Annotated in this window: 20 protein-coding genes; 9 read left to right on the forward strand and 11 right to left on the reverse strand. The window is 71.4% G+C overall.

Annotation, left to right across the window (positions count from 1 at the left end; genetic code table 11):
• Positions 1-37: 37 nt before the first annotated feature.
• The 6 genes from ACFHWS_RS19870 to ACFHWS_RS19895 all read right to left on the reverse strand — a co-directional run bounded on the left by ACFHWS_RS19870 (position 38) and on the right by ACFHWS_RS19895 (position 6,849).
• The gene (locus ACFHWS_RS19870; protein WP_123606510.1) at positions 38-415 is read right to left on the reverse strand and encodes an ArsR/SmtB family transcription factor; all 378 of its coding nucleotides are present in this window, start codon (positions 413-415) and stop codon (positions 38-40) included.
• A 58-nt stretch (positions 416-473) separates the two neighbouring features.
• A complete protein-coding gene (gene pyrE, locus ACFHWS_RS19875; protein ID WP_416551018.1) occupies positions 474-1,013 on the reverse strand; it encodes an orotate phosphoribosyltransferase in 540 nt (179 codons plus the stop codon).
• Between the two features lie 155 nt (positions 1,014-1,168).
• On the reverse strand, positions 1,169-1,960 hold the full coding sequence (locus ACFHWS_RS19880; protein WP_416568760.1) for an SDR family NAD(P)-dependent oxidoreductase: 792 nt from the start codon (positions 1,958-1,960) through the stop codon (positions 1,169-1,171).
• A gap of 84 nt (positions 1,961-2,044) precedes the next feature.
• Entirely contained in the window at positions 2,045-2,830 is a 786-nt protein-coding gene (locus ACFHWS_RS19885) for a hypothetical protein (protein ID WP_416568761.1), read from the reverse strand.
• 158 nt (positions 2,831-2,988) lie between these two features.
• Positions 2,989-5,580 (reverse strand): ATP-dependent chaperone ClpB, encoded by a 2,592-nt coding sequence (gene clpB, locus ACFHWS_RS19890; RefSeq protein ID WP_416568762.1) that lies wholly within the window; start codon positions 5,578-5,580, stop codon positions 2,989-2,991.
• Between the two features lie 111 nt (positions 5,581-5,691).
• Positions 5,692-6,849: a hypothetical protein gene (locus ACFHWS_RS19895; RefSeq protein WP_416551014.1), complete on the reverse strand. Its 1,158-nt coding sequence runs from the start codon at positions 6,847-6,849 to the stop codon at positions 5,692-5,694.
• A gap of 136 nt (positions 6,850-6,985) precedes the next feature.
• On the opposite strand from ACFHWS_RS19895, the gene ACFHWS_RS19900 reads away from it, so the two are divergent.
• The 3 genes from ACFHWS_RS19900 (at position 6,986) to ACFHWS_RS19910 (ending at position 9,272) form a co-directional block, all read left to right on the forward strand.
• Complete coding sequence (locus tag ACFHWS_RS19900; protein ID WP_416551013.1) at positions 6,986-7,486, forward strand: cation:proton antiporter regulatory subunit; 501 nt, start codon at positions 6,986-6,988, stop codon at positions 7,484-7,486.
• 7 nt (positions 7,487-7,493) lie between these two features.
• Positions 7,494-8,723, forward strand: coding sequence for a cation:proton antiporter (locus ACFHWS_RS19905; protein WP_416551012.1), 1,230 nt, complete (start codon positions 7,494-7,496; stop codon positions 8,721-8,723).
• A gap of 117 nt (positions 8,724-8,840) precedes the next feature.
• Entirely contained in the window at positions 8,841-9,272 is a 432-nt protein-coding gene (locus tag ACFHWS_RS19910; RefSeq protein ID WP_416551011.1) for a hypothetical protein, read from the forward strand.
• Between the two features lie 85 nt (positions 9,273-9,357).
• On the opposite strand, the gene ACFHWS_RS19915 is transcribed toward ACFHWS_RS19910, so the two are convergent.
• The 4 genes from ACFHWS_RS19915 to dnaK all read right to left on the reverse strand — a co-directional run bounded on the left by ACFHWS_RS19915 (position 9,358) and on the right by dnaK (position 14,103).
• Positions 9,358-9,801, reverse strand: coding sequence for a heat shock protein transcriptional repressor HspR (locus tag ACFHWS_RS19915; protein WP_416551010.1), 444 nt, complete (start codon positions 9,799-9,801; stop codon positions 9,358-9,360).
• 7 nt (positions 9,802-9,808) lie between these two features.
• Complete coding sequence (gene dnaJ, locus ACFHWS_RS19920; protein WP_416551009.1) at positions 9,809-11,026, reverse strand: molecular chaperone DnaJ; 1,218 nt, start codon at positions 11,024-11,026, stop codon at positions 9,809-9,811.
• A 181-nt stretch (positions 11,027-11,207) separates the two neighbouring features.
• Complete coding sequence (locus ACFHWS_RS19925) at positions 11,208-12,131, reverse strand: nucleotide exchange factor GrpE (protein WP_416568763.1); 924 nt, start codon at positions 12,129-12,131, stop codon at positions 11,208-11,210.
• A gap of 67 nt (positions 12,132-12,198) precedes the next feature.
• Positions 12,199-14,103 (reverse strand): molecular chaperone DnaK, encoded by a 1,905-nt coding sequence (dnaK, locus tag ACFHWS_RS19930; RefSeq protein WP_416551007.1) that lies wholly within the window; start codon positions 14,101-14,103, stop codon positions 12,199-12,201.
• Positions 14,104-14,448: 345 nt separating this feature from the next.
• Here dnaK and ACFHWS_RS19935 point away from each other — a divergent pair, with 345 nt between their 5' ends.
• From ACFHWS_RS19935 to ACFHWS_RS19945, 3 genes are all read left to right on the forward strand, one after another.
• Positions 14,449-16,185 (forward strand): ABC transporter, encoded by a 1,737-nt coding sequence (locus ACFHWS_RS19935; RefSeq protein ID WP_416568764.1) that lies wholly within the window; start codon positions 14,449-14,451, stop codon positions 16,183-16,185.
• Positions 16,182-17,942 (forward strand): GTPase, encoded by a 1,761-nt coding sequence (locus ACFHWS_RS19940; protein ID WP_416551005.1) that lies wholly within the window; start codon positions 16,182-16,184, stop codon positions 17,940-17,942. Before ACFHWS_RS19935 ends, ACFHWS_RS19940 begins: the two co-directional genes overlap by 4 nt.
• A 135-nt stretch (positions 17,943-18,077) precedes the next feature.
• A complete protein-coding gene (locus ACFHWS_RS19945; RefSeq protein WP_416551004.1) occupies positions 18,078-19,307 on the forward strand; it encodes a hypothetical protein in 1,230 nt (409 codons plus the stop codon).
• A gap of 13 nt (positions 19,308-19,320) precedes the next feature.
• On the opposite strand, the gene ACFHWS_RS19950 is transcribed toward ACFHWS_RS19945, so the two are convergent.
• Positions 19,321-20,097 (reverse strand): hypothetical protein, encoded by a 777-nt coding sequence (locus ACFHWS_RS19950; RefSeq protein WP_416568765.1) that lies wholly within the window; start codon positions 20,095-20,097, stop codon positions 19,321-19,323.
• A gap of 449 nt (positions 20,098-20,546) precedes the next feature.
• Here ACFHWS_RS19950 and pdhA point away from each other — a divergent pair, with 449 nt between their 5' ends.
• The 3 genes from pdhA to ACFHWS_RS19965 are packed head-to-tail and all read left to right on the forward strand — an operon-like array spanning position 20,547 to position 24,193.
• Positions 20,547-21,725: a pyruvate dehydrogenase (acetyl-transferring) E1 component subunit alpha gene (gene pdhA, locus ACFHWS_RS19955; RefSeq protein WP_416551002.1), complete on the forward strand. Its 1,179-nt coding sequence runs from the start codon at positions 20,547-20,549 to the stop codon at positions 21,723-21,725.
• Entirely contained in the window at positions 21,722-22,711 is a 990-nt protein-coding gene (locus ACFHWS_RS19960) for an alpha-ketoacid dehydrogenase subunit beta (RefSeq protein ID WP_416551104.1), read from the forward strand. Before pdhA ends, ACFHWS_RS19960 begins: the two co-directional genes overlap by 4 nt.
• 6 nt (positions 22,712-22,717) lie before the next feature.
• Positions 22,718-24,193, forward strand: a complete 1,476-nt coding sequence (locus tag ACFHWS_RS19965) for a 2-oxo acid dehydrogenase subunit E2 (RefSeq protein ID WP_416551001.1) — start codon at positions 22,718-22,720, stop codon at positions 24,191-24,193.
• Positions 24,194-24,215: the final 22 nt, after the last annotated feature.

A 24,215-nucleotide genomic window follows, 5' to 3' on the forward strand; every position in this document is an offset into this window, starting at 1 on the left:
CCGCCTCCGCGAGTCGACCAGGCAAGGCGCCGTCAGGTCAGCGTGCCTTCTTGGTGGCGCGCTTACGCGGCGGGGTCAGCAGATCCGCGATCGTGGCGATCGCGGTCGGCACCAGCCGGTAGTAAGCCCACACTCCGCGCTTCTCCCGCTCCAGCAAGCCGGCCTCGGTGAGGATACGCAGGTGGTGGCTCACCGTCGGCTGGGAGAGCCCCAGCGGAGCGGTGAGGTCGCAGACGCAGGCCTCGCCTTCCGGCGCCGACTGGATCAGGCTGAGCAGCCTGAGTCGGGCCGGGTCGGCGAGCGCCTTGAGGACTCCAGCGAGTCGCTCCGCGTCCGCGCGTTCGATCGGCTCGCCGGCAAGCGGCGAGATTTGAGGCATGGTCATTTCAGCCAACGCAGTTCCCACGAAACCCATCCTTCCACCAAACAGCATCGATCCGCCTGCATATCAGCAGATCCGAATCGGCAAACTTTTAGGCCGGAAGGCCGAGGTCAGCCAACGTATAGGCGGCCCGATAGGCCAGTCCGGCTGCCCGAACCGCGTCACCGGCCCCACGATCGACGATCACCGCCACGCCGACCACCTCAGCCCCTGCCTCCTGTAACGCCTCGACAGCGGTCAGTACGCTTCCGCCGGTCGTCGAGGTGTCCTCCACTGCCAGCACCCGCCGGCCGGCCACGTCCGGCCCTTCGATCCGTCGCTGGAGTCCGTGCGTCTTGCCAGCCTTGCGCACCACGAAGGCATCCAGTCGCCGTTGCTCCGCCGCAGCGGCGTGCAACATGGACAGAGCCACCGGGTCCGCTCCCAACGTCAGGCCACCAACCGCGTCGTACTCCCAGTCCGCGGTGAGATCGAGCAGCACCCGTCCCACCAGCGGTGCGGCGGCGTGGTGCAGCGTCACCCGCCGCAGGTCGACGTACCAGTCAGCCTCGCGACCTGACGACAACACCACCCTGCCGTGCACCACGGCCAGGTCAGTGATGAATTTGCGCAGGTCGTCGAGGTTCCCCATGTCACAAAGAGTACTGCCCGTCACTGGGTCCCCATCCGCCGGCCCGGCAACCCGCCGATATCCACCATCCGCCTCGCTACCTGGTCATACACCACGAAATCCCTGGTCAACGCGGCGACCAGTGCAGCGACGTACCCGCTGATACGCTCTTCGGCTCACTCGCGACTCTTTGGGCGCCCGGCCGCCAACCGGAGCAGTCCATGCGGAGCGTGACGCACCACAGTGGCGAGCGTCTTGTAGCGCCAGTCGGGGACGCTCACCGCCCGCCCCCTGGCCAGGTCCCGCAGGCCATCGGCGACCACGTCGTCGGCCCGCAGCCACAGCCAGGTCGGCGAGCCGGAGGTCCGGATGCCGGCGCGTTCGTGGAACTCGGTGCGGACGTAGCCCGGGCACAACGCCATCACCCGCACCCCGAGGTGGCGGACCGACATGTCGATCGACTCACTGAAGTTTGTCACCCAGGCCTTGCTCGCCGAATAGGTCGAACCAGCTGCTAATGGCCCAAAGCCCGCCACCGACGAGACATTAATCACTCTGCCCTGTCGGCGTTGCACCATGCCGGGCAGGACAGCATGCGTCAACCGCAGCACCGCCTCCACATTGAGCCGCAGCAGCCGCAGCTCGTCCGCCTCATCGGTGCGCCGGAACGACCGGTTCAGACCGATGCCCGCGTTGTTGACCAGCAGGTCGACCGGCGCGTCGACGGACCGCAGCCGGTCGGCCACGGCGGTCACTCCACCGTCAGTAGCCAGGTCGGCGTCGAGCACCTCGACGGTCACGCCGTGCCGGTCGGCCAACTCGTCCGCCAACGTGGTGAGCCGCTGCCGGTCACGGGCGACCAGCACCAGCCGATACCCGTCGGCGGCGAGCCGACGGGCGAAGCTGGCACCGAGGCCGGCGGTGGCCCCGGTGACCAGTGCGGTACGCAGGGCAGGCTTGTCCCCCACGTCGTCACCTCCTACGAGGACCGGGTCTCCCCGTACCGGCGGGTCGGTCCGCCCCGGGCGGACCGACCCGTGATCGACTGATCGTCAGCTGGTCGGCGGCGGGGGGTTGCCCGGCGGATTCTCCGGCGGCTCGGCAGCCGGCGGCGCGTTAGGGGTCGGCGGCGGACCGGGCGGGGTGGCCGTCGGCGGTGGGCCGGCAGCCGGCGGCCCACCGGGGGCGGCTGGGTAACTCGGGTAGGCGCCGCCCGGCATCGGCGGCACGCCGTACCCACCGCCCGGCACCGGCGGCTCCCAGGCCACGGCCGGCTTACGGAAGAAGTCGTTCGACGGCGGCAGCGCCAGCAGGATCAGCGCGGCCAGCAGCGCCAGCACGGTCACGACGCCGAGCAACAGGTTGGCCGGCTCGTACCAGCCGGGCAGCGCGGCCTCCAGATCCCGTTGCACCTGCGCCGGGTCCGGCATGTCCGGGTCGGTGCTGGTCGGGCCGGTGGGCAACGCGCTGCCGGCCGCTCCGAGCGCGAGCCCGCCCCCGGAGCAGCAGAGGAAGATGCCACCGAGCACCCAGGTGACGATCCGAGACGGGTTCTTGCCCCGGTTGTTGAGCAGAGCCAGCACCACCAGGCCGGCGGCGATCAGCAGGCCGAAGATCGCGCCGGCGATCAGGGAGATCGTCGTAAGGCTGCTGATGGCCTCCATGTCGGTGCCGGCGTAGGCGTCCTCGTAGACCTGTTGCATCGTGCCCATCACCGACAGCGCGACGATCAGGCCGACGACCTGCAGCGCGGCGATCAGGAACAGCAGGTAACTCGAAATGGTGACGGTGCTCGGCCGCGCCTTGACCGGTGGCGCGGCCGGATTCGGATCCGACACGGCTCTCCTTCCCGAAGCTTCGGAAGATCACCGTAGCGGTACCCCGCCAGTGACACGGGGCAAACGGACGCCGCGTCGACCTCGCGTTTCGTCGCCGAACCCGGCCGCGCCGTCGAGCAGAGCGATCGACAGCACTCACCGATGCACATCGATGCCGGTCAGCCGGCCTGCACCGCCAGCCCTTCCTTGTCGTCGGCGAGCTGCACCCGGACGGTGTCGCCGTCACGGATCTCGCCGGCCAGCAGCGCCTTGGCCAACTGGTCGCCGATCGCCGACTGGACCAGTCGACGCAGCGGCCGGGCTCCGTAGATCGGGTCGTAGCCGTGCTCGGCCAGCCAGCTGCGGGCAGTGTCGTCGACGTCCAGGGTCAGCCGCCGGTCGGCCAACCGCCGGCGCATCCGGTCCAGTTGAATGTCCACGATCGACCGCAGCTCGGCGCCGCTGAGCATCGCGAAGACCACGATGTCGTCCAGCCGGTTGAGGAACTCCGGCTTGAAGTGCGCCCGGACCACGGCCAGCACCGCGTCGCGGCGCTGCTCCTCGGTCAACGTCAGGTCGTTGATCAGCGTCGAGCCGAGGTTGGAGGTGAGGATCAGGATCGCGTTGCGGAAGTCGACCGTACGGCCCTGCCCGTCGGTGAGCCGACCGTCGTCGAGCACCTGCAGCAGCACGTCGAAGACGTCCGGGTGAGCCTTCTCCACCTCGTCGAGCAGGATCACCGAGTACGGCCGGCGGCGTACCGCCTCGGTCAACTGACCGCCCTCCTCGTACCCGACGTAGCCGGGCGGGGCACCGACCAGCCGGGCCACGGAGTGCTTCTCGGCGTACTCGCTCATGTCGATGCGAACCATGGCCCGCTCGTCGTCGAAGAGGAACCCGGCCAGCGCCTTGCCCAGCTCGGTCTTGCCGACGCCGGTCGGGCCGAGGAAGAGGAAGCTGCCGGTCGGCCGGTCCGGGTCGGCGACCCCGGCCCGGGCCCGGCGGACCGCGTCGGAGACGGCGGTGACGGCGGCGGCCTGGCCGACCACCCGGGCCCCCAGCGAGGACTCCATCCGTAGCAGCTTGGCGGTCTCGCCCTCCATGAGCCGGCCGGCCGGGATGCCGGTCCAGGCGGCGACGACGGCCGCGATGTCGTCCGCGCCGATCTCCTCCTTGAGCATCGCGCCGTCGGCCTGCAGCGCGGCCAGCTCGGTCTCGGCGCGGGCCAGCTCGCCCTGCAGCGCCGGGATCCGGCCGTACCGCAGCTCGGCGGCGCGCTCCAGCTCACCGTCGCGTTCGGCCCGCTCGGCCTCGCCGCCGAGGCGTTCCAACTCCTCGCGGGCGGTGGAGATCCGGGTGATGTGCCCCTTCTCCAGCTGCCAGCGGTCGCTGAGCGCGGTCAACTGCTCGCGCTTGTCGGCCAGCTCCCGGCGCAGCCGCTCCAGGCGCTGCGCCGAGCCGGGGTCCGGCTCCTTGGCCAGCGCCATCTCCTCGATCTCCAGCCGGCGGACGGCCCGCTCGATCTCGTCGACCTCGACCGGCCGGGAGTCGATCTCCATCCGCAGCCGGGAGGCGGACTCGTCGACCAGATCGATCGCCTTGTCCGGCAGGAACCGGTCGGTGATGTAGCGGTCGGACAGGCCGGCGGCGGCGACCAGCGCGGCGTCGGTGATCCGTACGCCGTGGTGCACCTCGTAGCGTTCCTTGAGCCCGCGCAGGATGCCGATGGTGTCCTCCACGGTCGGCTCGCCGACCAGCACCGGCTGGAACCGGCGCTCCAACGCCGGGTCCTTCTCGATGTGCTCGCGGTACTCGTCGAGGGTGGTGGCGCCGACCATCCGCAGCTCGCCACGGGCCAGCATCGGCTTGAGCATGTTGCCGGCGTCCATCGAGCCCTCGCCCTTGCCGGCACCGACCACGGTGTGCAGCTCGTCGAGGAAGGTGATCACCTGGCCGTCGGAGCTCTTGATCTCCTCCAGGACGGATTTGAGCCGCTCCTCGAACTGGCCCCGGTACTGCGCACCGGCGACCATCGCGCCGAGGTCGAGCGACACCAGCCGCTTGTCGCGCAGCGACTCGGGTACGTCGCCGGCGACGATCCGCTGGGCGAGCCCTTCGACGATCGCGGTCTTGCCGACGCCGGGTTCGCCGATCAGCACCGGGTTGTTCTTGGTACGCCGGGACAGCACCTGGATCACCCGGCGGATCTCGGCGTCCCGGCCGATCACCGGGTCGATCTTGCCGTCCCGGGCGCTGGCGGTCAGGTCGACGCCGTACTTCTCCAGGGCCTGGTAGGTCTGCTCCGGGTCGGCGGTGGTGACCCGGCGGTCGCCGCCGCGTACCGACGGGAACGCGGCGACCAGGTTTTCCTCGGTGGCTCCGGCATCCTTGAGTAGCCCGGCGACGGCCCCGCCGACCCGGGCCAGGCCGGCCAACAGGTGCTCGGTGGAGGTGTACTCGTCGCCGAGTGGACGGGCGATCTGCTCGGCCGCGCCGATCGCGTTGGCGAACTCGCGGGACAGGCTCGGCTCGGCGACGCTGGAGCCGCGCGCGGCGGGCAGGTTCTCCACGGTCCGTACGGCGGACCGGCGGATCTCCACCGGGTTGGCGCCGACGGCCCGCAGCAGGCCGGCGGCGGTTGAGCCGCCGGTGTCCAGCAGGGAGAGCAGCAGATGCCACGGTTCGACCGTGGCGTGGCCCCGCTGGTTGGCGATGGCGACCGCGGCGGTGATGACTTCGCGACTCTTGGTGGTCAAACGTTCGGCGTTCATGAGCTCCCCTGTACGGCAGGTTGGTCCACTGATGAGGACACCACCAGACTTGAGTCTATTCCACTCAACTCCGATCAACGAGTCGACCGCCGAAGCCCGACCCGCACCGGGCTACCGCCCGTACGGTTCCCAGGAGATCTCCACCCACCCGGCACCCGACGGCTGTCGCGCCTTGAGCAGCACCGCGCCGCCCGGCCGGACCGCCTGCACCGTCCCGTCCCGCAGCCGGGTCAGGTAGGCGCCCTGCACCGGCCAGTCAACCGGCTCGAAGCGGCCGTCGGAGCCGACCGACCAGACACCGGTACTGGTGGTGACCAGCAGCCGGCCACCGTCCGGCAGCACCGACATCACCTCCGGCGGCGGGTCATCGAACCGCACCGGCTCCAGCCGACCCCAATCGGCCCGCCAGACGAGCGGAAACTCACCCGGCAGGGGCACCGGCTCGCCGATCAGCCAGTAACCGCCCGACGGCGTCGTCTCCACGACGAGCTGACGGATCCGCTCCGGATCCGCGACGGTGACCGCGTCGGTCCGCCACAGCCAGCGCACCCCTGGCCCACCGCCGCCATCATCATCGGTCGCCACCGGCGCGCCGAACGCCACATGCAGCCGGCCGTCGTGCAGCCCGGCGACGGTCAGCTTGTCGCCGATGTGGCCGACGGTCTGCACCACCGGGATCGGCGGCTGCGGGGCCAACGGGACCGTCCCCTGCTCGGTCACCTCGACGACCCGCGGCACGGGATCGGTTCGGCAACACACCTGGTACGGCCCGTCCCAACTGGCGAACTCGGGCGGCATCGACCCGTCCGGACTGTCACCCTGGGTGAAGGTCACACCCCCGTCGACCGACCGGTACCAGGCCGCGCCGGCGGACAGCACCAGGCTGCCGTAGCCGACCAGCATCGAATGCTCCACCGCCGCCGGGTCCGGGTGCTCCCGGTGCTGCCAGGACCGGCCGCCGTCGGCGGTCGCGTAGAGCTGCGACGGGCAACCCGACGCAACCCCGACGGACGCCCGGGCGTTGCATCCGTGAAAGAAGGCGTACCCGTGGTCGGCGTCGTCGAACGCGACGAATGGGGCGTTGTAGCCGGCCCGCACCCGCATCGGGCGTACCTCGACGGCGGGCCCGCCGACAGGCCCCGTCGCGTCCGTCGACGGGGCCGCGCGGTCTGGAGGTGGCCGGCGGATGTCGCCGATCGAACACCCGGTGAGGATCAGCACGGCCGACAGACCGACGGCCGCGACCGACCCGCCTACCCGACGTCGCATCCACCCTCTCCTTCCGCCCCGCGCCCCACAACCGCCCGGTCCGGCGACCACTCCTGGCCGATTCGGCACCGCGTCCGCACCAGTCTGCCGGGACGCGGCGCGACCGTCTGCCCTTAGGCGGCGTAGCGTGGACGGTGTGCGCGCACGTGTGGAACAGGTCGATCTCCCCGGCATCGGAGTACGCCACGACCTGATGACCGAGTCAGGCCGACGGATCGGCGTGGTGAGTCACCGGTCAGGGCGTCGTGACCTCGTCCTCTACGACCGGGACGATCCGGACGCCTGTGACGCCGACATCCCGCTGACCGACGACGAGGCGGAGGCGCTCGCCGACATCCTCGGCGCGTCGCTGATGCTCAGCCAGCTCGCCGGGTTGCGCGACCAGGCGGCCGGGCTGCTCACCGAGCAGGTGCCGATCTCGGCTGGCTCGCCGTTCGTCGGCCGCACCCTCGGCGACACCAAGACGCGGACCCGTACCGGGGCGTCGATCGTGGCGGTGCTGCGCAACCGGGAGGTGCTGGCCTCCCCGGGGCCGGAGTTCCGGTTCGCCGCCGGCGACGTGGTGGTGGTCGTCGGTACCAGGTCCGGGCTGGACGGCGTGGGCGGCATCCTCGCCGACGACGACCCGGCCGGCTGACCCGGCCATGCACGACAGCGCACTGCTGCTGATCGAACTCGGCGCGCTGCTGCTGCTCCTCGGGCTGCTCAGCCGCCTGTCCCGGCGCTACGGGCTGTCGCCGATCCCGCTCTATTTGCTCGCCGGGCTGCTGTTCGGTCACGGCGGCCTGCTCCCGCTGCACGACATCCAGGACTTCTTCGCCGTCGGGGCAGAGATCGGCGTGGTGCTGCTGCTGGTGATGCTCGGGCTGGAGTACTCGGCGAGCGAGCTGATCGGCAACCTGCGCCGGGCGGCACCGGCCGGCCTGATCGACGCGCTGCTCAACGCGCTGCCCGGGGTCGCGTTCGCCCTGCTGCTCGGCTGGGGGCCGACCGCCGCCGTGGTGCTCGGCGGGATCACCTGGATCTCGTCGTCCGGCGTGATCGCCAAGATGCTCGGCGACCTGGGCCGGCTGGGTAACCGGGAAACGCCGGTCATCCTGTCGATCCTGGTCGTCGAGGACCTGGCGATGGCGTTCTACCTGCCGGTGCTCAGCGCGGTGCTGATCGGCGCCGGGCTCGCCGCCGGCAGCCTGGCGGTCGCGGTGGCGGTCACCGCGGTCACCGTCGTGCTGCTGGTCGCGGTCCGGTTCGGCCACCGGATCTCCGCTCTGCTGTCGGTACGCGACCCGGAGGCGCTGCTGCTCGGCGTACTCGGATTGACCCTGCTGGTCGCCGGGATCGCCGCCGAACTGCAGGTCTCCGCGGCGGTCGGCGCGTTCCTGGTCGGCATCGCGCTGTCCGGGCCGGTGGCGCACAGCGCCACCGAACTGCTCACCCCGCTGCGGGACGTGTTCGCTGCGGTCTTCTTCGTCTTCTTCGGGCTGGTGACCGACCCCCGGGACATCCCGCCGGTGCTGCTGCCGGCCCTCGGGCTGGCGGTGGTGACGATGTGCACCAAGGTGCTGACCGGTTACCTGGCCGCCAAGCGGGCCGGTATCGCCGCTCCCGGTCGGTGGCGGGCCGGGCTGGCGCTGATGCCGCGTGGGGAGTTCTCCATCGTGATCGCCGGCCTGGCGGTCGCCAGCTCCGGTATCGAGCCGGCGCTCGCGCCGTTGGCCACCGCGTACGTGCTGATCACCGTGGTGACCGGACCGGTGCTGGCCCGGATTCCGGATTCCCGCTGGTTCAAGCGTCGGCTGCGGAGGCGGCCCGCACCCCTCGCGGCCAGCGGGGATCACCTGACGGAAGCGGACCGGCACGTACCGGCTTCGTGAAAGGCATTACCAGGGACTTCCCCGATCACCCTCCGACACGCTACCGTGGCGCGGCAGTAGCTAGTGGTAGGCCCAGGGCCGGTTGTGCCCTGTCGGCCGCGAACGGGAGGGTCCCCGTTGAGCGTGCAAGAGTCGGCGTTCCGCGGCTTCACCAACCCGGTGGACCCGTCGCCCGCCGAGCTGCGCGCCTGGGCATACCAGCCGGACTCGGTCCCGCTGCAGTCGATGCCGCAGGACTGGGACCTGCTCGTCTCCGGTGACCGGTTGATCACCACGCTGTTCGACCTGGCGATGGATCCGACCTGTCCGGCCCGCCGGTTCGCGCTGCACTGCCTCTACATCTACGCGGCGGACGGCATCCGGACCAACTTCCGCGCCCACCCGAAACGGCGGCTGCGCAAGCTGGTCGAGCAGGCCGAGCAGGACGGCGACGAGCTGATGTCGGTCTGGGCGCACAACACCCGGGTGCTGCTGGCCAAGCCGCAGCTGTTCGACTACCACGACTGGTGCGAAGGCGGCCTGGTCCGTAAGTCCCGCCGGCTGAGCTAGCATCCGCGAGTCCCGCCGGCTCAGCTGATCGTCAACGGCTCCCGCCGGCTGAGTGACCGACGGACCGGTCCGGCTCCGCCCCCGCTTACTCCTGCCGGCTGCCCCGGTTGGGCCGCCACACCACCAGCGCGGTCGAGGTGCGGCTGGTCGGGACCAGGTCACGTCGCGGGTACGGGCCGACCGACTCCAGCTCGGCGATCCGCCGGTACGCCTCGGCCAGCTCGGCGCGCAACCCGTCAACCTGCTGCTGCAGGTCGCCGACGAGCTGCTCCAGCCCGATGATCCGCTTGATGCCGGCCAGGTTGACGCCGTCGTCCTGGCTGAGCCGCTGCACCTCGCGCAGCAGCACCACGTCCCGGACGCTGTACCGGCGGCCGCCGCCAGCCGCCCGGCCGGCCTGCACCAGGCCCAGCCGGTCGTACTGGCGCAGCGTCTGCGGATGCATGCCGGCCATCCGCGCCGCCACCGAGATGATCAGGACCTTGGCGTCGGAGGCGGCCTCGAACGTGATCAGCAGATCCTCGTCCACCCCTCACTCACCTCCCGTCTGTCCCTCGCGGCGACCCGGCGGCCTGCTCCTCGTTGCGACGCAGCCGGGCGGCGAGACGTTCCCGGTCGGCAGCGGGGGTGTGCTCCGCGAAGGTCCGCAGGGCGGCCTGTGCCGACTCGTCCACGGTAGCCGGAACGACGACCTCGACGGTAACCAGAAGATCACCGGCGGTGCCGTCCCGGCGGGGCACACCCTTGCCGCGCGCCCGCAAGGTACGCCCACTCGGTGTACCCGGTTGCACCCGAAGCGTTACGGCACCGTCCATGGTCGGGACCCGCAGGTCGGTGCCGAGCACCGCCTCGGCGTAGGTGATCGGCACGGTCAACGTGAGATCGTCGCCGGTCCGCCCGAACAGTTCGTCGTTGCGGACCTTGACCAGCACGTACAGGTCACCGGCCGGGCCACCCCGGTCGCCCGGCTCGCCCCGCCCGGCCAACCGGATCCGCTGGCCGTCCGCCACGCCGGATGGGAAGCGGACGTTCAGCGTCCGGGTCTTGGTCACCCCACCGGAGCCATGACATTCCGGGCACTTCTCGTCGACGATCGTGCCCACCCCCTGGCAGTCACGGCACGGCTCGGAGAAGCTGAACGACCCCTGGTTGCGGGTGGTCAGCCCGGACCCGGCACAGGTCGGGCAGGTCCTCGGCACCGAGCCTGGCTTGGCACCGTTGCCGTGGCAGGTGTCGCACACCCCAGGTGCCCGCAGGCTCAGCGGCAGCGTCGTGCCGCGTACGGCGGCGCCGAAGTCCAGCACCACCTCGGCCTCGACGTCGCGGCCTCGGGCCGGTCCACGGGTACGCATCCCGCCCCCGCCGCCGCCGGAAAAGATCGAGCTGAAAATGTCGGAAAACCCGGCCCCGCCGAACCGACGGTCGCCGGCACCGCCAGCCCCGGCGAAGCCGCCGAACAGGTCGGCCGGGTCGAAGCCCGGCCCGCCGCCACGCGCCCCCCGGCGGAACGCACCCGAACCGAACAGCGAGCGCATCTCGTCGTACTCCTTGCGCCGCCGATCGTCGGCGAGCACGTTGTACGCCTCCGACACCGCCTTGAACCGCTCCTCAAAGGCCGAGTTGCCGGGATTGTGGTCGGGATGCAACTCGCGGGCCAGCTTGCGGTACGCCTTCTTGATCTCGTCGGCGGAGGCCGTCTTGGGCACCCCCAGTACGGCGTAGAAGTCCTTTTCCAGCCAGTCCTTGGAACTCACCCTGTCCTCCTCCTGTCCGTCACCGGACCCCGACCCTGACCGCCCTGGTGCCAGGTGGACGACCGGCCAACCACTGCGGGCCCGGCCCACGCGCGGCGGCCGGTACCGCGGTGCCGGCGGCGGGACGCGGTCCGCGTCCCGCCGCCGGCAGTGATGTGCGCCGGTGGACCACCGGCGGCGGTCATTCCGGGTCTGCGACAGCGACCAGCGCCGCCCGCAGCAGCCGGTCCCCGAGCAGGTAGCCCCGCCGCATCACGTCGACGCAGGTGGGTTCGGTGACCTCGGCGGAGGTCAGGTGCGCGACCGCCTCGTGCAGGGTGGGATCGAACGGGTCGCCCTTCTCGCCGAACGCGGTGAGCCCGAACTTGCCCAGCGCCGCGCCGAGTTGCTCGGCCACGGCGCCGAACGGGCCGACCAGGTCGCCGTGCTCCCGTGCCCGGTCCAGGTCGTCCAGGATCGGCAGCAGCGCGGCGAGAACCGCACCAGTGGCCTGATCTGCGGCGACCCCTTTGTCCCGCTCGACCCGCTTGCGATAGTTGGCGTACTCAGCGGTCACCCGCTGCAGGTCGCGGGTGCGTTCGTCGAGATCGGCGCGGAGCGCCTCCAGCTCGGCGCCGAGCGGACCGGGACCGGCCACGCCCCCGGCCGCCTCCTCGGCGTCCGACTCCGGCGCCGGCTCCACCACTTCGCCGACCACCGGCTCGTCGACGACAGCGGTGTCCGACGAGTCGGGCTGAACGGCCCGGTCGGTGCCGGTCGCGGACCCGCTGCTCGTCGCGGACCGGGTCGGCTCGTCCTTTCCGGTGTCGCTGGCGGCCGACCCGTCGGCGGACCTGTCGTCGGCTTTCCCGCTCACTGGCTCCTCCTCCGTGCCCGACCGGGCGTGCCGCCCGGTCGGACGATGGTCGGTGGGGGGTGCCGCACCCGTCGGCTCGGCCGCCGCGTGCCGCGCGGTCCGAGGCCGCGTCCCGGTCGGGTCGATCCGGCGTTTGTCCCGGATCACCAGGCGCTCGGTGGTCTCACCGTCCGCCTGCTCGACCGGTGCCGAGCGGCGCCTCGGCGGGCCGGTGCCGGCCGGATCAGCGGCCCGTGACTTCTCCGTCATGTGGCTACCTCGCTCCGTGCGGCAGTTCGAGGGAAGATCATCGCTGGTCCTCGGCCTCGACGGAGACTCACTTCTTGTCGTCCTCGATGATCTCCGCGTCGACCACGTCGTCCGGCCCGCCGGCGGCACCACCTGACGCGGACGCCCCAGCGGCGCCCGGTCCGGCGGTGCCCGGTCCGGGCTCGCCGGGGGTGCCGGCACCGCCCGGCTGCTCGGCCTGCTGGGCGTAGAGCTGCGAGCCGGCCTGCTGGGAAACCTGCGCCAGCTTCTCGTGCGCGGACTTGATCGCCTCGATGTCGCTGCCGGCCAACGCGCCACGCAGTTCGCCCAGCGCGTCGTTCATCTGGTCGCGGGAGTCCGACGGCAGCTTGTCGCCGCTCTCGGCGAGAAACTTCTCGGTCTGCCACTGCAGCTGCTCGGCCAGGTTGCGGGTCTCCGCCTCCTCGCGACGCCGCTTGTCCTCGTCGGCATGGTCCTGCGCGTCGCGCATCATCCGCTCGATGTCGTCCTTCGGCAGCGCCGAGCCGCCGGTGATCGTCATCGACTGCTCCTTGCCAGTGCCCAGGTCCTTGGCGTTGACGTGGACGATGCCGTTCGCGTCGATGTCGAAGGCGACCTCGACCTGCGGCACGCCGCGCGGCGCCGGCGGGAGCCCGGTGAGCTCGAAGGTGCCGAGCTTCTTGTTGTACGCGGCGATGTCCCGCTCACCCTGGAAGACCTGGATGAGCACCGACGGCTGGTTGTCGTCGGCCGTGGTGAACACCTCGGAGCGCTTGGTCGGGATGGTGGTGTTGCGCTCGATCAGTTTGGTGAAGATGCCGCCCTTGGTCTCGATGCCCAGGCTCAGCGGGGTCACGTCGAGCAGCAGGACGTCCTTGACCTCGCCCTTGAGCACACCGGCCTGCAGCGCGGCACCGACCGCGACCACCTCGTCCGGGTTGACGCCCTTGTTCGGCTCCCGGCCGGTCAGCTGCTTGACCAGGTCGGAGACGGCCGGCATCCGGGTGGACCCGCCGACCAGGATGACGTGGTCGACATCGGCCAGCTTGACGCTGGCGTCCTTGATCGCCTGCTCGAACGGGCCCTTGCAGCGGTCCAGCAGGTCCTGGGTCATCCGCTGGAACTCGGCGCGGGTCAGCGTGACGTCCAGGTGCAGCGGCGCCGACGGGGCGCCGTCCGACCCGGCCGGGCCGGCGGTGATGTACGGCAGGTTGATGCTGGTCGTGGTGGCGGCGGACAGCTCGATCTTGGCCTTCTCCGCGGCTTCCCGCAGCCGCTGCATCGCCATCTTGTCCTGGGCGAGGTCAACGCCGTGCTGGCCACGGAACGTCTTCACCAGGTGGTCGATGATCCGCTGGTCCCAGTCGTCACCACCGAGCAGGTTGTCACCACTGGTCGACTTGACCTCGATCACGCCCTCGCCGAGCTCCAGCAGCGAGACGTCGAAGGTGCCGCCACCGAGGTCGAAGACCAGGACGGTCTGCTCCTTGGAGCCCTTGTCCAGGCCGTACGCCAGGGCCGCCGCGGTCGGCTCGTTGACGATCCGCAGCACGTTGAACCCGGCGATCTCGCCGGCTTCCTTGGTGGCCTGACGCTGCGCGTCGTTGAAGTACGCCGGGACGGTGATCACCGCGTCGGTGATCCGCTCACCGAGGTAGGCCTCGGCGTCCCGCTTGAGCTTCATCAGGGTACGGGCGGAGATCTCCTGCGGCGTGTACTTCTTGCCGTCGATGTCGACGGTCCAGCTGGTGCCGATCTCACGCTTGACCGACCGGATCGTCCGGTCCGGGTTGGTTACCGCCTGCCGCTTGGCGACCTCGCCGACGAGCACCTCACCGTTGCGGGCGAACGCGACGATGGAAGGAGTGGTCCGGGAGCCCTCCGCGTTGGCGATGACGGTAGGCTCACCACCCTCCAGCACACTGACGCAAGAGTTCGTCGTGCCCAGGTCGATACCGACCGCACGTGCCATGGTCGCTTCCTCGCTTCGTTCGTAGAGCAGGTGCCGGGGCACCGCCCCGCCGCACACCCACCACAAGTTGAGTGGACTTGACTCAATACTGCCACGATCGTAGCCACCGTCAAGTCAGGTTGAGTCGGAGTCGCGCAACTCATGCCCCCACCAGCACCGATACCCCCCTCAGGGCGCGTCACCCACAGTGTCATCGGCAGCCACGCCGGGCCGGTTCAGGTTGTCTGGCATGCATTGATCGGGCACGCTTTACCCGTGACCACGCAGGGCAGACCGGCCGCGCCCAACCCCGGCGCACCCGAACTTCCCGCTGCACTCAAACGACTACGCTCCGCAATTGCGGCGATGGCGTACCCTCTCGTGTTGCCCTCAGCCGGGGAGGGCCGCGAGGTCGGTGCCGGCCTGCTCGCCCAGTTGGACGACTATCTGCTGCCCCGGCTCGCCCGACTCGACGCCCCGCTGCTGGTGGTGGTCGGCGGCTCCACCGGTGCGGGCAAGTCGACCCTGGTCAACAGCATGGTCCGGGCCCGGGTCAGCGCCACCGGCGTACTGCGGCCCACCACCCGGTCCCCGGTGCTGGTCAGCCATCCGGCGGATGCCGGCTGGTTCCGGCAGGGCGAGCTGCTGCCCGGCCTGACCCGCACCGCCGGCCCCACCGACGCGCCGGACGCGCTGCAGCTCGTCGCCGCGCCGGCGCTACCCCCCGGGCTGGCCTTCCTCGACGCGCCGGACATCGACTCGGTGGTCGACGCCAACCGGGCGCTCGCCGTCCAACTGCTCGCCGCCGCCGACCTGTGGCTGTTCGTCACCACCGCCGCCCGGTACGCCGACGCGGTCCCCTGGCAGCTGCTGCAGACCGCGCAGCTGCGCGGGACCATGGTCGCGCTCACCCTGGACCGGGTGCCGACCGAGGCAGTCGACGAAATCACCGCGCACCTGCGGGAGATGCTCACCGCCCACGACCTCGGCGACGTACCGATCTTCGTGGTGCCGGAGACGGTGGTCGGCGGCCAGGGGCTGCTGCCGGAGATCGTCGCCGCGCCGCTGCGCGAATGGTTCGGCCGGCTCGCCGGGGACGCCGCCGCCCGCGCCGCGGTGATCCGGCAGTCCCTCGACGGGGCGCTGAGCGCGCTGGCACCGACCGTCGAAGGACTGGCCTCCGCTGCCGACGACCAGCTCGACGCGGCCCGCACCCTGACCGACCGGGTCCGCGCCGCGTACCGCAGCGTGAGCCGTAACGCCGAGCAGGCGGTGCAGGACGGCCGGCTGCTCCGCGGCGAAGTACTCGGCCGCTGGCAGGACTTCGTCGGCACCGGCGAACTGTTCCGTTCACTGGAGGCCAGGGTGGGGCGGCTTCGCGACCGGGTACTCAGCGCCGTCACCGGGCGGCCGGCACCCGCCAACCAGCTGCGGACCGCGATCGAGTCACAACTGGTCACCCTGATCAAGGGCGCGGCGACCGAGGCCGCCGACGCCGCGCACCTCGCCTGGCGGACCCACCCGGCCGGCGCCGCGCTACTCACCCCGGACCTCGCCCGGCCCTCCGCCGACCTGCCGGAACGCGCCGAGCGGCTGGTCCGCGACTGGCAACGCGACGTGCTCGAACTGGTCCGGGCCGAGGCCGGCGACAAGCGGTTCGTCGCCCGCACCGCCGCGTACGCGGTGAACGCCACCGGGCTCGCCGTCATGATCGCCGTCTTCGCCTCGACCGCCTTCATCCCGACCGGGCTGGAGGTCGCCGCCGCCGGCGGCACCACCGTCGCCGCCCAGAAGGTACTTGAGGCGATCTTCGGCGACCAGGCGATCCGCAACCTCGCCAACCGGTCCCGGGAGGGCCTGCTACTCCGGATCCGGACACTGCTCGACGAGGAGGCCGGCCGCTACCTGCGGCTGATCGAAGCGGCCGGTGTCCCGCCGCAGGCCGTCGACGCCACGGCCACCGCGCCCGGCGACCGGCTGCGCGCCGCAGCCGTCGAGGTCGAGCAGGCCCGGGCGACCGCCGGGTTGAACAGCGGTACGCCGTACCGGTTGCCGGACACGCTGCCCGGCGCGACCGGACCGCTGCCGGGAGCGGTCGCGTGACCGGCTTCGTCGATCGGGTCCGACACCTGGTCCGAGGAGACTCACGGGTGGACGCCGACCTGCTGGTCGACCGGCTCGACGCGCTCGGGCGGTTCCTGCGCGCCGCCGACGGTCGGATTCCCGACGACCGTCTCGGAGCCGCCCACACCCTGGTCGAGCGGGCCGGGGCCCGGCTGGCGCTGTCCCGGGAACACACCGTCGTGGCGCTGGCCGGCGCCACCGGCAGCGGGAAGTCCAGCATCTTCAACGCGCTGGCCGGGCGGGACCTCTCTCCGGCCGGCGTACGCCGGCCCACCACCGGGTACGCGCACGCGTGCGGGTGGGGCGCGGTCGACGGAGCGAGCGGGCTGTTGGACTGGGTCGGGGTCCTGCCCCGGCACCGGTTCGTCCGGGAGAGCGCCCTGGACGGCACCGACGAGGCCGGGCTGCACGGTCTGGTCCTGCTCGACCTGCCCGACTTCGACTCGGTCGAGTACGGGCACCGGCTGGAGGTCGACCGGCTACTCGGCCTGGTCGACCTGGTGATCTGGGTGGTCGACCCGCAGAAATACGCCGACCGGGTGATCCACCGCAGCTATCTGCGGGAGTTCCATCGCAACCGGGACGTCACCGTGGTGGTGCTCAACCACGCCGACCGGCTGGACCGGACCGAGCTGCCCCGGCTGCTCGCCGACCTGCGCCGGCTGCTCGACGCCGACGGGCTCGACGGAGTCCCGCTGCTGGCCACCTCGGCGCTGGTACCGGCCGCGATGACCGAGCTGCGCCGGCTGTTGGAAGGCACGGTGGCCGAGCGGCAGGCGGCGCTGCGGCGACTCTCCGGTGACCTAGACTCGGTCACCGAAGGCCTGGCGGAACTGGTCGGCCCAGCCGGCGAACACGCCGAGGAGGAGATCAACCGTGGCACGGTGCGCCGGCTCAGCCTGGCGCTGGCGGCGGCGGCCGGGGTGCCGAGCGTGGTCGACGCCGTCGACTCGGCGTACCGGCACCGGGCCGGGGCCGCGACCGGCTGGCCGCTCACCCGGGCCTGGCGCAGGCTGCGGCCGGATCCGCTGCTACGGCTGCACCTGCTCGGCTCCCGCCGGGCCGGCGGGATCGACCCGGCCGACCAGCCAGCGCCGGTGACCGCGCCCGGTCAACCGGGGCCGCCGTCGCTGGCCGGGGCTGGTGGACCGGTGCCGGTCACCTCGTTGCCGGCACCGAGTGCCGCACAGCGCGCCGCGGTCGATCTGGCCGTACGCGGCCTCGCCGAGCAGGCCGGCAGTCGCCTGCCGACCCCCTGGTCGGCGGCGGTCGCCGCCGCCGCCCGGTCGCAACGGGCCGAGCTGCCGGACGCTCTCGACCGGGCGATCGGCGGCGCCGACCTGGGCCTGGACCGGCCGCCGATGTGGTGGCGGCTGGTCGGCGCGGTGCAGTGGGCGGTCACCGCCACCGCCGCCGCCGGGCTCGGCTGGCTGCTGGTCGGCTTCATCATCCGTACGCTGGGTCTGCCGGCCCTCGATTATCCGACGGTCGGTGTCCTGCCGGTGCCGACCGCGATGCTGCTCGGCGGTTTGCTCGGCGGGATTCTGCTCAGTCTGCTGATCCGGCCGGTGACCGGGTGGGCGGCCCGGCGGGTCCGCAGACGGGCCGAGGACCGGCTGTACGACGTGGTGGCCGAGACTGCCCGCCGGCTGGTCGTCGCCCCGGTCCGGGCGGTCCTGCAGGCGCATGCCGACGCCCGTGACGCGTTGGACCGTGCCCGGTCGTCCCACCGCTGACGACCTCGTCCGGTCTTCCCGATGCAAGCGCGGCCCATCGGCCGGCTGGACGGGGCCGGAGTCCGCCCGCCCGGCGTACCCGACATGTGACGCGCAGGTGATGCCAGCCGCCGCAGCACAGCGTAGGGTCGATTCATGGCCACGCCTGAGACCCCCTACGAAGCGGTGCTCGCCGCCGCCCGTGACGTGACCAAGTTGGAGTGTGCCCTCGACGCGGAGATGCTCGGCGCCGCCCTGCTCGGCAGCGTGTACGCGGTGGCGGAGACGGACCGCGCCGACGCGGTGCGGGAGTTCGTCGGCGGCTTTCTCGCCGCCACCACCCGCCGGCGCGCCGCCGCCGCGACCACCATCCGTACCGTCTTCGCCCGGCTGGTGCCGGAGGCGGCGGGCGCCGCCGCGGTGAAGGTCGGCAAGACCGCGCCGCCCTGGTCGGACCGGTTGGGCCGGGTCCGGCTGACCGGCAGCTACGCCTACGGCGACGTGTACGGCGACCAGACCTCGTACCTGGCCACCTTCGCCTACGACGACGAGCTCGGCGGCCCCGAGCACGCGATGGTGGCGCTGGTCGACCACAACATCGGCATCACCAAGGACGTCTTCGTCGGTGGTCCGGCCGAGCGGGTCCTCGGTCAGGTTCGGCAGATGTGTGCCAACGACGAGCTGACCTGGTTCCGCGATGAGGATCCCCGGGTGCTGCGCGGTGAGGTGAGCCGGCACCTGGCGATCACCGACGGCCTGGGCGAACTGCCCGGCGAGGGGTCGCTCGCCACCGACCGGGCGTTGGTCGGCGCGCGGCTCGCCGTACTGCCCGCGCCGCAGCCGACCGTGGCACCGGCACCGGACGATCCGCTGCCCGCCGACCGGCGGACCGTTCTGGTGCGGGAGTTCCTCGCGTCTGCCGAGGCCAAGCGGTTCGGACTGGACGCGGCCGGCGACGCCGACCTTGCCTCGCTGCACTTCTGCCTGAGCCTGGTGCTCGACCACTCGGCGAGCCTGCTCGACCCCGACCCGATGCGCTGGAGCCCGGCGGTGGCCGGCATGTTCCTGCTCGACTGGGTGCACCGCCGGGCGGTGCTGGACATCGACGACGCGGCCATGCTGCCCGGCGTGGTCCGCGGCTGGTCCGCGTACGCCGGCCGGCAGCGCGGTCTACCGGCGGCGGCGTTCAGCCAGACGGACGCCGCGATCGCCGAGATGGTGCCGGAGTTCGTCCGCCTCTACACCACCGGGGAGCGCCGCAGCCCGGCCACGGCCGCGGTCGCCCAACTCCTTGCCGAGGGTGTCGACCTCAACGATCCGCAGGCGCTCGACGCCTGGATCGAGGCCAACCGGCAACGACTCGCCGACGAGCAGGGCGGATCCTGACGGGTCTACCCGGTCACGCCGCGTCCGATGGGCGCGGACTGCAGGACGGACCCGGCGTCGGACCCGGATCCACATCTGGGTCCGGAGTCGGCGTCGGATCGGGGTCCGGCGACGGGTCGATGTCCGGATCCACGTCTGGGTCCGGAGTCGGCGTCGGATCGGGATCAGGGGACGGGTCGATGTCCGGGTCGATGTCCGGGTCGATGTCCGGGTCGATGTCCGGGTCGATGTCCGGATTCGGCGACGGTGTAGGCGTCGGATCGGGCTCCGGGTCGACGTCGGTGACGGGCGGCGGGTCGTCAGGGTCCGGCGAGTCGTCCGGAGTGTCGGATGGTGGCTGTTCTGACCCAGGATCGCTGGGGGTCGTCGGTGCCGGACCATCGGAGTCCGCCGGTGCGCCCGGGGCCGGCCGGTCACGATCCGACGATCCGCTCCCGCTGTCGCGCTTCGTGCCGGTGGAAGGTCCGCCCCGGCCGCCGGCACGACGGTCCGCCGACGCGTCCTGCTCCGTACCGTCCCCGCCGGTCGGCTCGACCGGTCCGGACGGGGTCGGGTGCGGCAGCGGCTGCACGATGATCGGTCCGCCGCCCGGCTGACCGATCAGCGGCAGCACCGTGGCCGGGCCACCTCCGGCCACCGTCGCCGAACCCGCGCCGAGCGTCGCAAGCAGCGGCAACGAAGCGGTCAGCACCAGCAACGCCACGATCAACGCGAACCGCCGGGCAGGTCCGTCCACCCCCGTGGGCCGGGCCACGCGATCCTGCGGCAGCAGCACGGCTCGTCTCCTCATCGGTATGGTCTCCGGTCGATCCACGGTCCCACAGATCACCGGCTCTGGATACATCGTGAAGCAGTGACAGAAAGTTTTCCAGTTCAATACATCGTGTTATCAGAACCGGACGGATGAGTCACACTCGGCCGAACGCAGCGCGAGGCTACAAGTTCCGCGCAACGCGGACATCGCACCTGCACGACCGGACCGACCTATGACACCCCTCACCTCCAATGCGAATATGGACCGGACGGCACCGCAGCCGCTGCCTCCGCCTCTACCGCGGCGGGCACGACTCGATGGCGTCCCTCCCGGACCGGGTCCAGCCAGAACCCGGCCCGTGCCGCGCGGCAACCCTGACCCGGGCCAGGCGCGGCGAGAGGACCTGCACCGGCAGCAGCCGGCGGCAGGACGAGCTGCGCGGTCGGGACACCCCCGCTGCCACGCACGAACGATGGGAGAGACGGATGGCGAAAGGCGAGCGCGGGACAGCGACCCGTGCCAGACCGGCCGCGGCTCGACGGCGCGTCAACAGGAACGCCGCCGATCCGGAGTTGGTGCAACTACTGACTCCGGACGGCGAACGGATCGACCGGGTTACCGGCCCCGACGGCACGCAGTACACGGTCGACTTCACCGACGCCGAGTACCGTGCCCTCTACCGAGACCTCGTCGTGGTGCGGAAACTCGATGCCGAGGCGACCGCCCTGCAGCGCCAAGGTGAGCTGGGCATCTGGGCGAGCCTGCTCGGTCAGGAGGCCGCGCAGGTCGGTTCCGGACGGGCGCTGCGCGCTCAGGACATGGCGTTTCCCACCTACCGCGAACACGGTGTGCTGTACTGCCGCGGCATCGACCCGATCATGCCGCTGGGGTTGTTCCGCGGGGTCGACCAGGGTGGCTGGGATCCGAACGAGTTCAAGTTCAACATGTACACGATCGTGATCGGCGCCCAGACGCTGCACGCCACCGGCTACGCCATGGGCATCACCATGGACGGCAAGGTCGGCGGCGACGACGGCGAGGCGGTCATCGCGTACTTCGGTGACGGGGCGTCCGCACAGGGTGACGTCAACGAAGCCTTTGTCTGGTCCAGCGTCTTCAACGCGCCGATCGTCTTTTTCTGTCAGAACAACCAGTACGCCATCTCCGAACCCCTCGAACGACAGACCAGGATTCCGCTCTACCAGCGGTCGTCCGGCTTCGGCTTCCCGGGCGTACGGGTGGACGGCAACGACGTGCTGGCCAGCTACGCGGTGACCCGGACCGCGCTGGACAACGCCCGGCACGGGCAGGGCCCGACGCTGATCGAGGCGTACACGTACCGGATGGGGGCGCACACCACCTCCGACGACCCGACCCGGTACCGGATTGCCAGCGAGGTGGAGGCGTGGCAGGCCAAGGATCCGATCACCCGGGTCCGCGCCTTCCTGGAGAAGCAGCAGATCGCCGACGCCGACTTCTTCGCCGAGGTTGACGCGCAGGCCAAGCAGGACGCGGTGCAGCTGCGGGAGCGGGTGCTGAGCATGCCCGACCCGCAGCCCGGCGCGCTCTTCGATCACGTGTACGCGCACGGCTCGCCGTTGCTCGACACCGAACGGGCCCAGTTCGAGCGGTACCTGGCGTCGTTCGAGGGAGGGTCGCACTGATGGCTGAGACACTCACTCTCGGTAAGGCGCTCAACGCCGGGTTGCGCAGGGCGCTGGACAACGACAACAAGGTCGTCCTGATGGGCGAGGACGTCGGCAAGCTCGGCGGTGTCTTCCGGATCACCGACGGGCTGCAGAAGGACTTCGGTGAGGACCGGGTGATCGACACCCCGCTGGCCGAGTCCGGAATCATCGGCACCGCCGTCGGTCTGGCCATCCGCGGCTTCCGTCCGATCTGCGAGATCCAGTTCGACGGCTTCGTCTACCCGGCGTACGACCAGATCGTGTCCCAGGTGGCCAAGATGCACTACCGGTCGCAGGGCAAGGTGAAGCTGCCGATCGTGATCCGGATCCCGTTCGGCGGCGGCATCGGCGCGGTGGAGCACCACTCCGAGTCGCCGGAAGCGTACTTCTCGCACACCGCCGGGCTGAAGGTCGTGGCCTGCTCCAACCCGCAGGACGCCTACACGATGATCCAGCAGGCGGTGCTCTCCGACGACCCGATCATCTTCCTGGAGCCGAAGCGGCGGTACTGGGAAAAGGCGTCGGTCGAGCTGGAGGCACCGCCGGGTACGGCGTATCCGCTGCATGCCGCCCGCACCGTGCGACCCGGCAGCGACGCGACGGTTCTGGCGTACGGGCCGATGGTGCGCACCGCACTGGACGCGGCGACCGCCGCCGCCGAGGAGGGCCGCGAACTCGAGGTGATCGACCTGCGGTCGCTGTCCCCGCTGGACCTGGCCGGCACGTACGAGTCGGTCCGGCGGACCGGTCGTTGCGTGGTGGTGCACGAGGCGCCGACGAACCTCGGTCTCGGTGCCGAGATCGCCGCCCGGATCACCGAGGAGTGCTTCTACTCCCTGGAAGCGCCGGTACTGCGGGTGGGCGGCTTCAACACGCCGTACCCGGCCGCCCGTCTGGAGGAGGAGTACCTGCCGGACCTGGACCGGGTACTCGACGCCGTCGACCGCGCGTTCGGTTGGTGAGCGCCGATGTCTCGGATCAAACAGTTCGACCTGCCCGACCTCGGCGAAGGCCTCACCGAGGGCGAAATCCTCAAGTGGCTCGTCCAGGTCGGCGACGTCATCGAGCTGAACCAGCCGATCGTCGAGGTGGAGACCGCGAAGGCCGCGGTGGAGATTCCCGCCAAATGGGGCGGGCGGGTGCAGGCCATCCTCCACCAGGAAGGTGCCACCGTCGAAGTCGGCACGGCGATCATCGCGATCGACACCGAGCCGGCCGCCGGCCCCGCCGCTGAACCGACCGGCCCGAAGCCGGCACCGTCCCGACCCGAATCGCCACAGCCGGAGATCCCGCCGCCCGGCGGTGCGATCGAGCCGGGCATGATCGGCGGGCCGGCCCCCGGTGGTCGGACCGCCGTGCTGGTCGGCTACGGCCCGCGGACCACCGCGGCCAAGCGCCGGCCGCGCCGCACCACGGGCGAACTGGCCCAGCCCGCCGAACCGATGCCGGTGTCGACCGGGCCGCTGACGGCCCAGCCGGCCCAGCCTGAACCGGCCCAGACTGAACCGGCCCAGACTGAACCAGGCCCAGCCGGACCAGGCCCAGCCGCACCGGCGACGAGAGCGCTGGCCAAGCCGCCGGTGCGCAAACTCGCCCGGGACCTCGGCGTCGACCTGGCCGGGCTGCGCGGCAGCGGTCCGCTCGGCTCGGTCACCCGCGACGACGTGCTCCGTGCCAACGATCAGGCCGGGTCGACGCAGGCCGGGTCGGCACAGAACGGGTCTGCCGCACTGCCGCCCGGCCCCAACCGCGAACAGCGGATTCCGGTCAAAGGGGTACGCAGGTTGACTGCTGAGAACATGGTCGCGTCGGCGTTCACCGCGCCGCACGTCACCGAGTTCCTCACCGTCGACCTGACCAGATCGGTGAAGGCACTGGACCGGATCCGGAGTCAGCCCGACTGGCAGGGGATCAAGGTCTCGCCGTTGCTGATGGTGGCTCGGGCGATGCTGCTGGCGGCCCGCCGGCACCCGTTGGTGAACTCCACCTGGGCCGGCGACGAGATCGTGGTCAAGGAGTACGTGAATCTCGGCATCGCGGCGGCGACCGAGCGGGGCCTGATCGTGCCGAACATCAAGGACGCTGGGCGGCTGACCACGCGGGAACTCGCCGAGGCGATGGCCGATCTGGTTCGGACCGCGAAGGCGGGGCGGACCGCGCCGGCCGACATGGCCGGCGGCACGATGACCGTGACCAACGTCGGAGTGTTCGGAGTGGACAGTGGCACTCCGATCCTCCCGCCGGGCGAGTCGGCGATTCTCGCGATCGGCACGATCCGCAAGGCACCCTGGGTACACAAGGAGAAGATTCGGATACGCCAGGTAGCGACCCTGGCGCTGTCGTTCGACCACCGGATCATCGACGGCGAACTTGGCTCCGCCTTCCTGCGCGACGTCGGGGCGTTCCTGACCGACCCGGAGGCGGCACTGCTCGCCTGGACCTGACCGCCGAGCACCGACGCGACTA

It is taken from the genome of Micromonospora sp. LOL_013 (assembly GCF_048060315.1).
In the GTDB taxonomy this organism is placed as follows: Bacteria; Actinomycetota; Actinomycetes; order Mycobacteriales; family Micromonosporaceae; genus Micromonospora_E.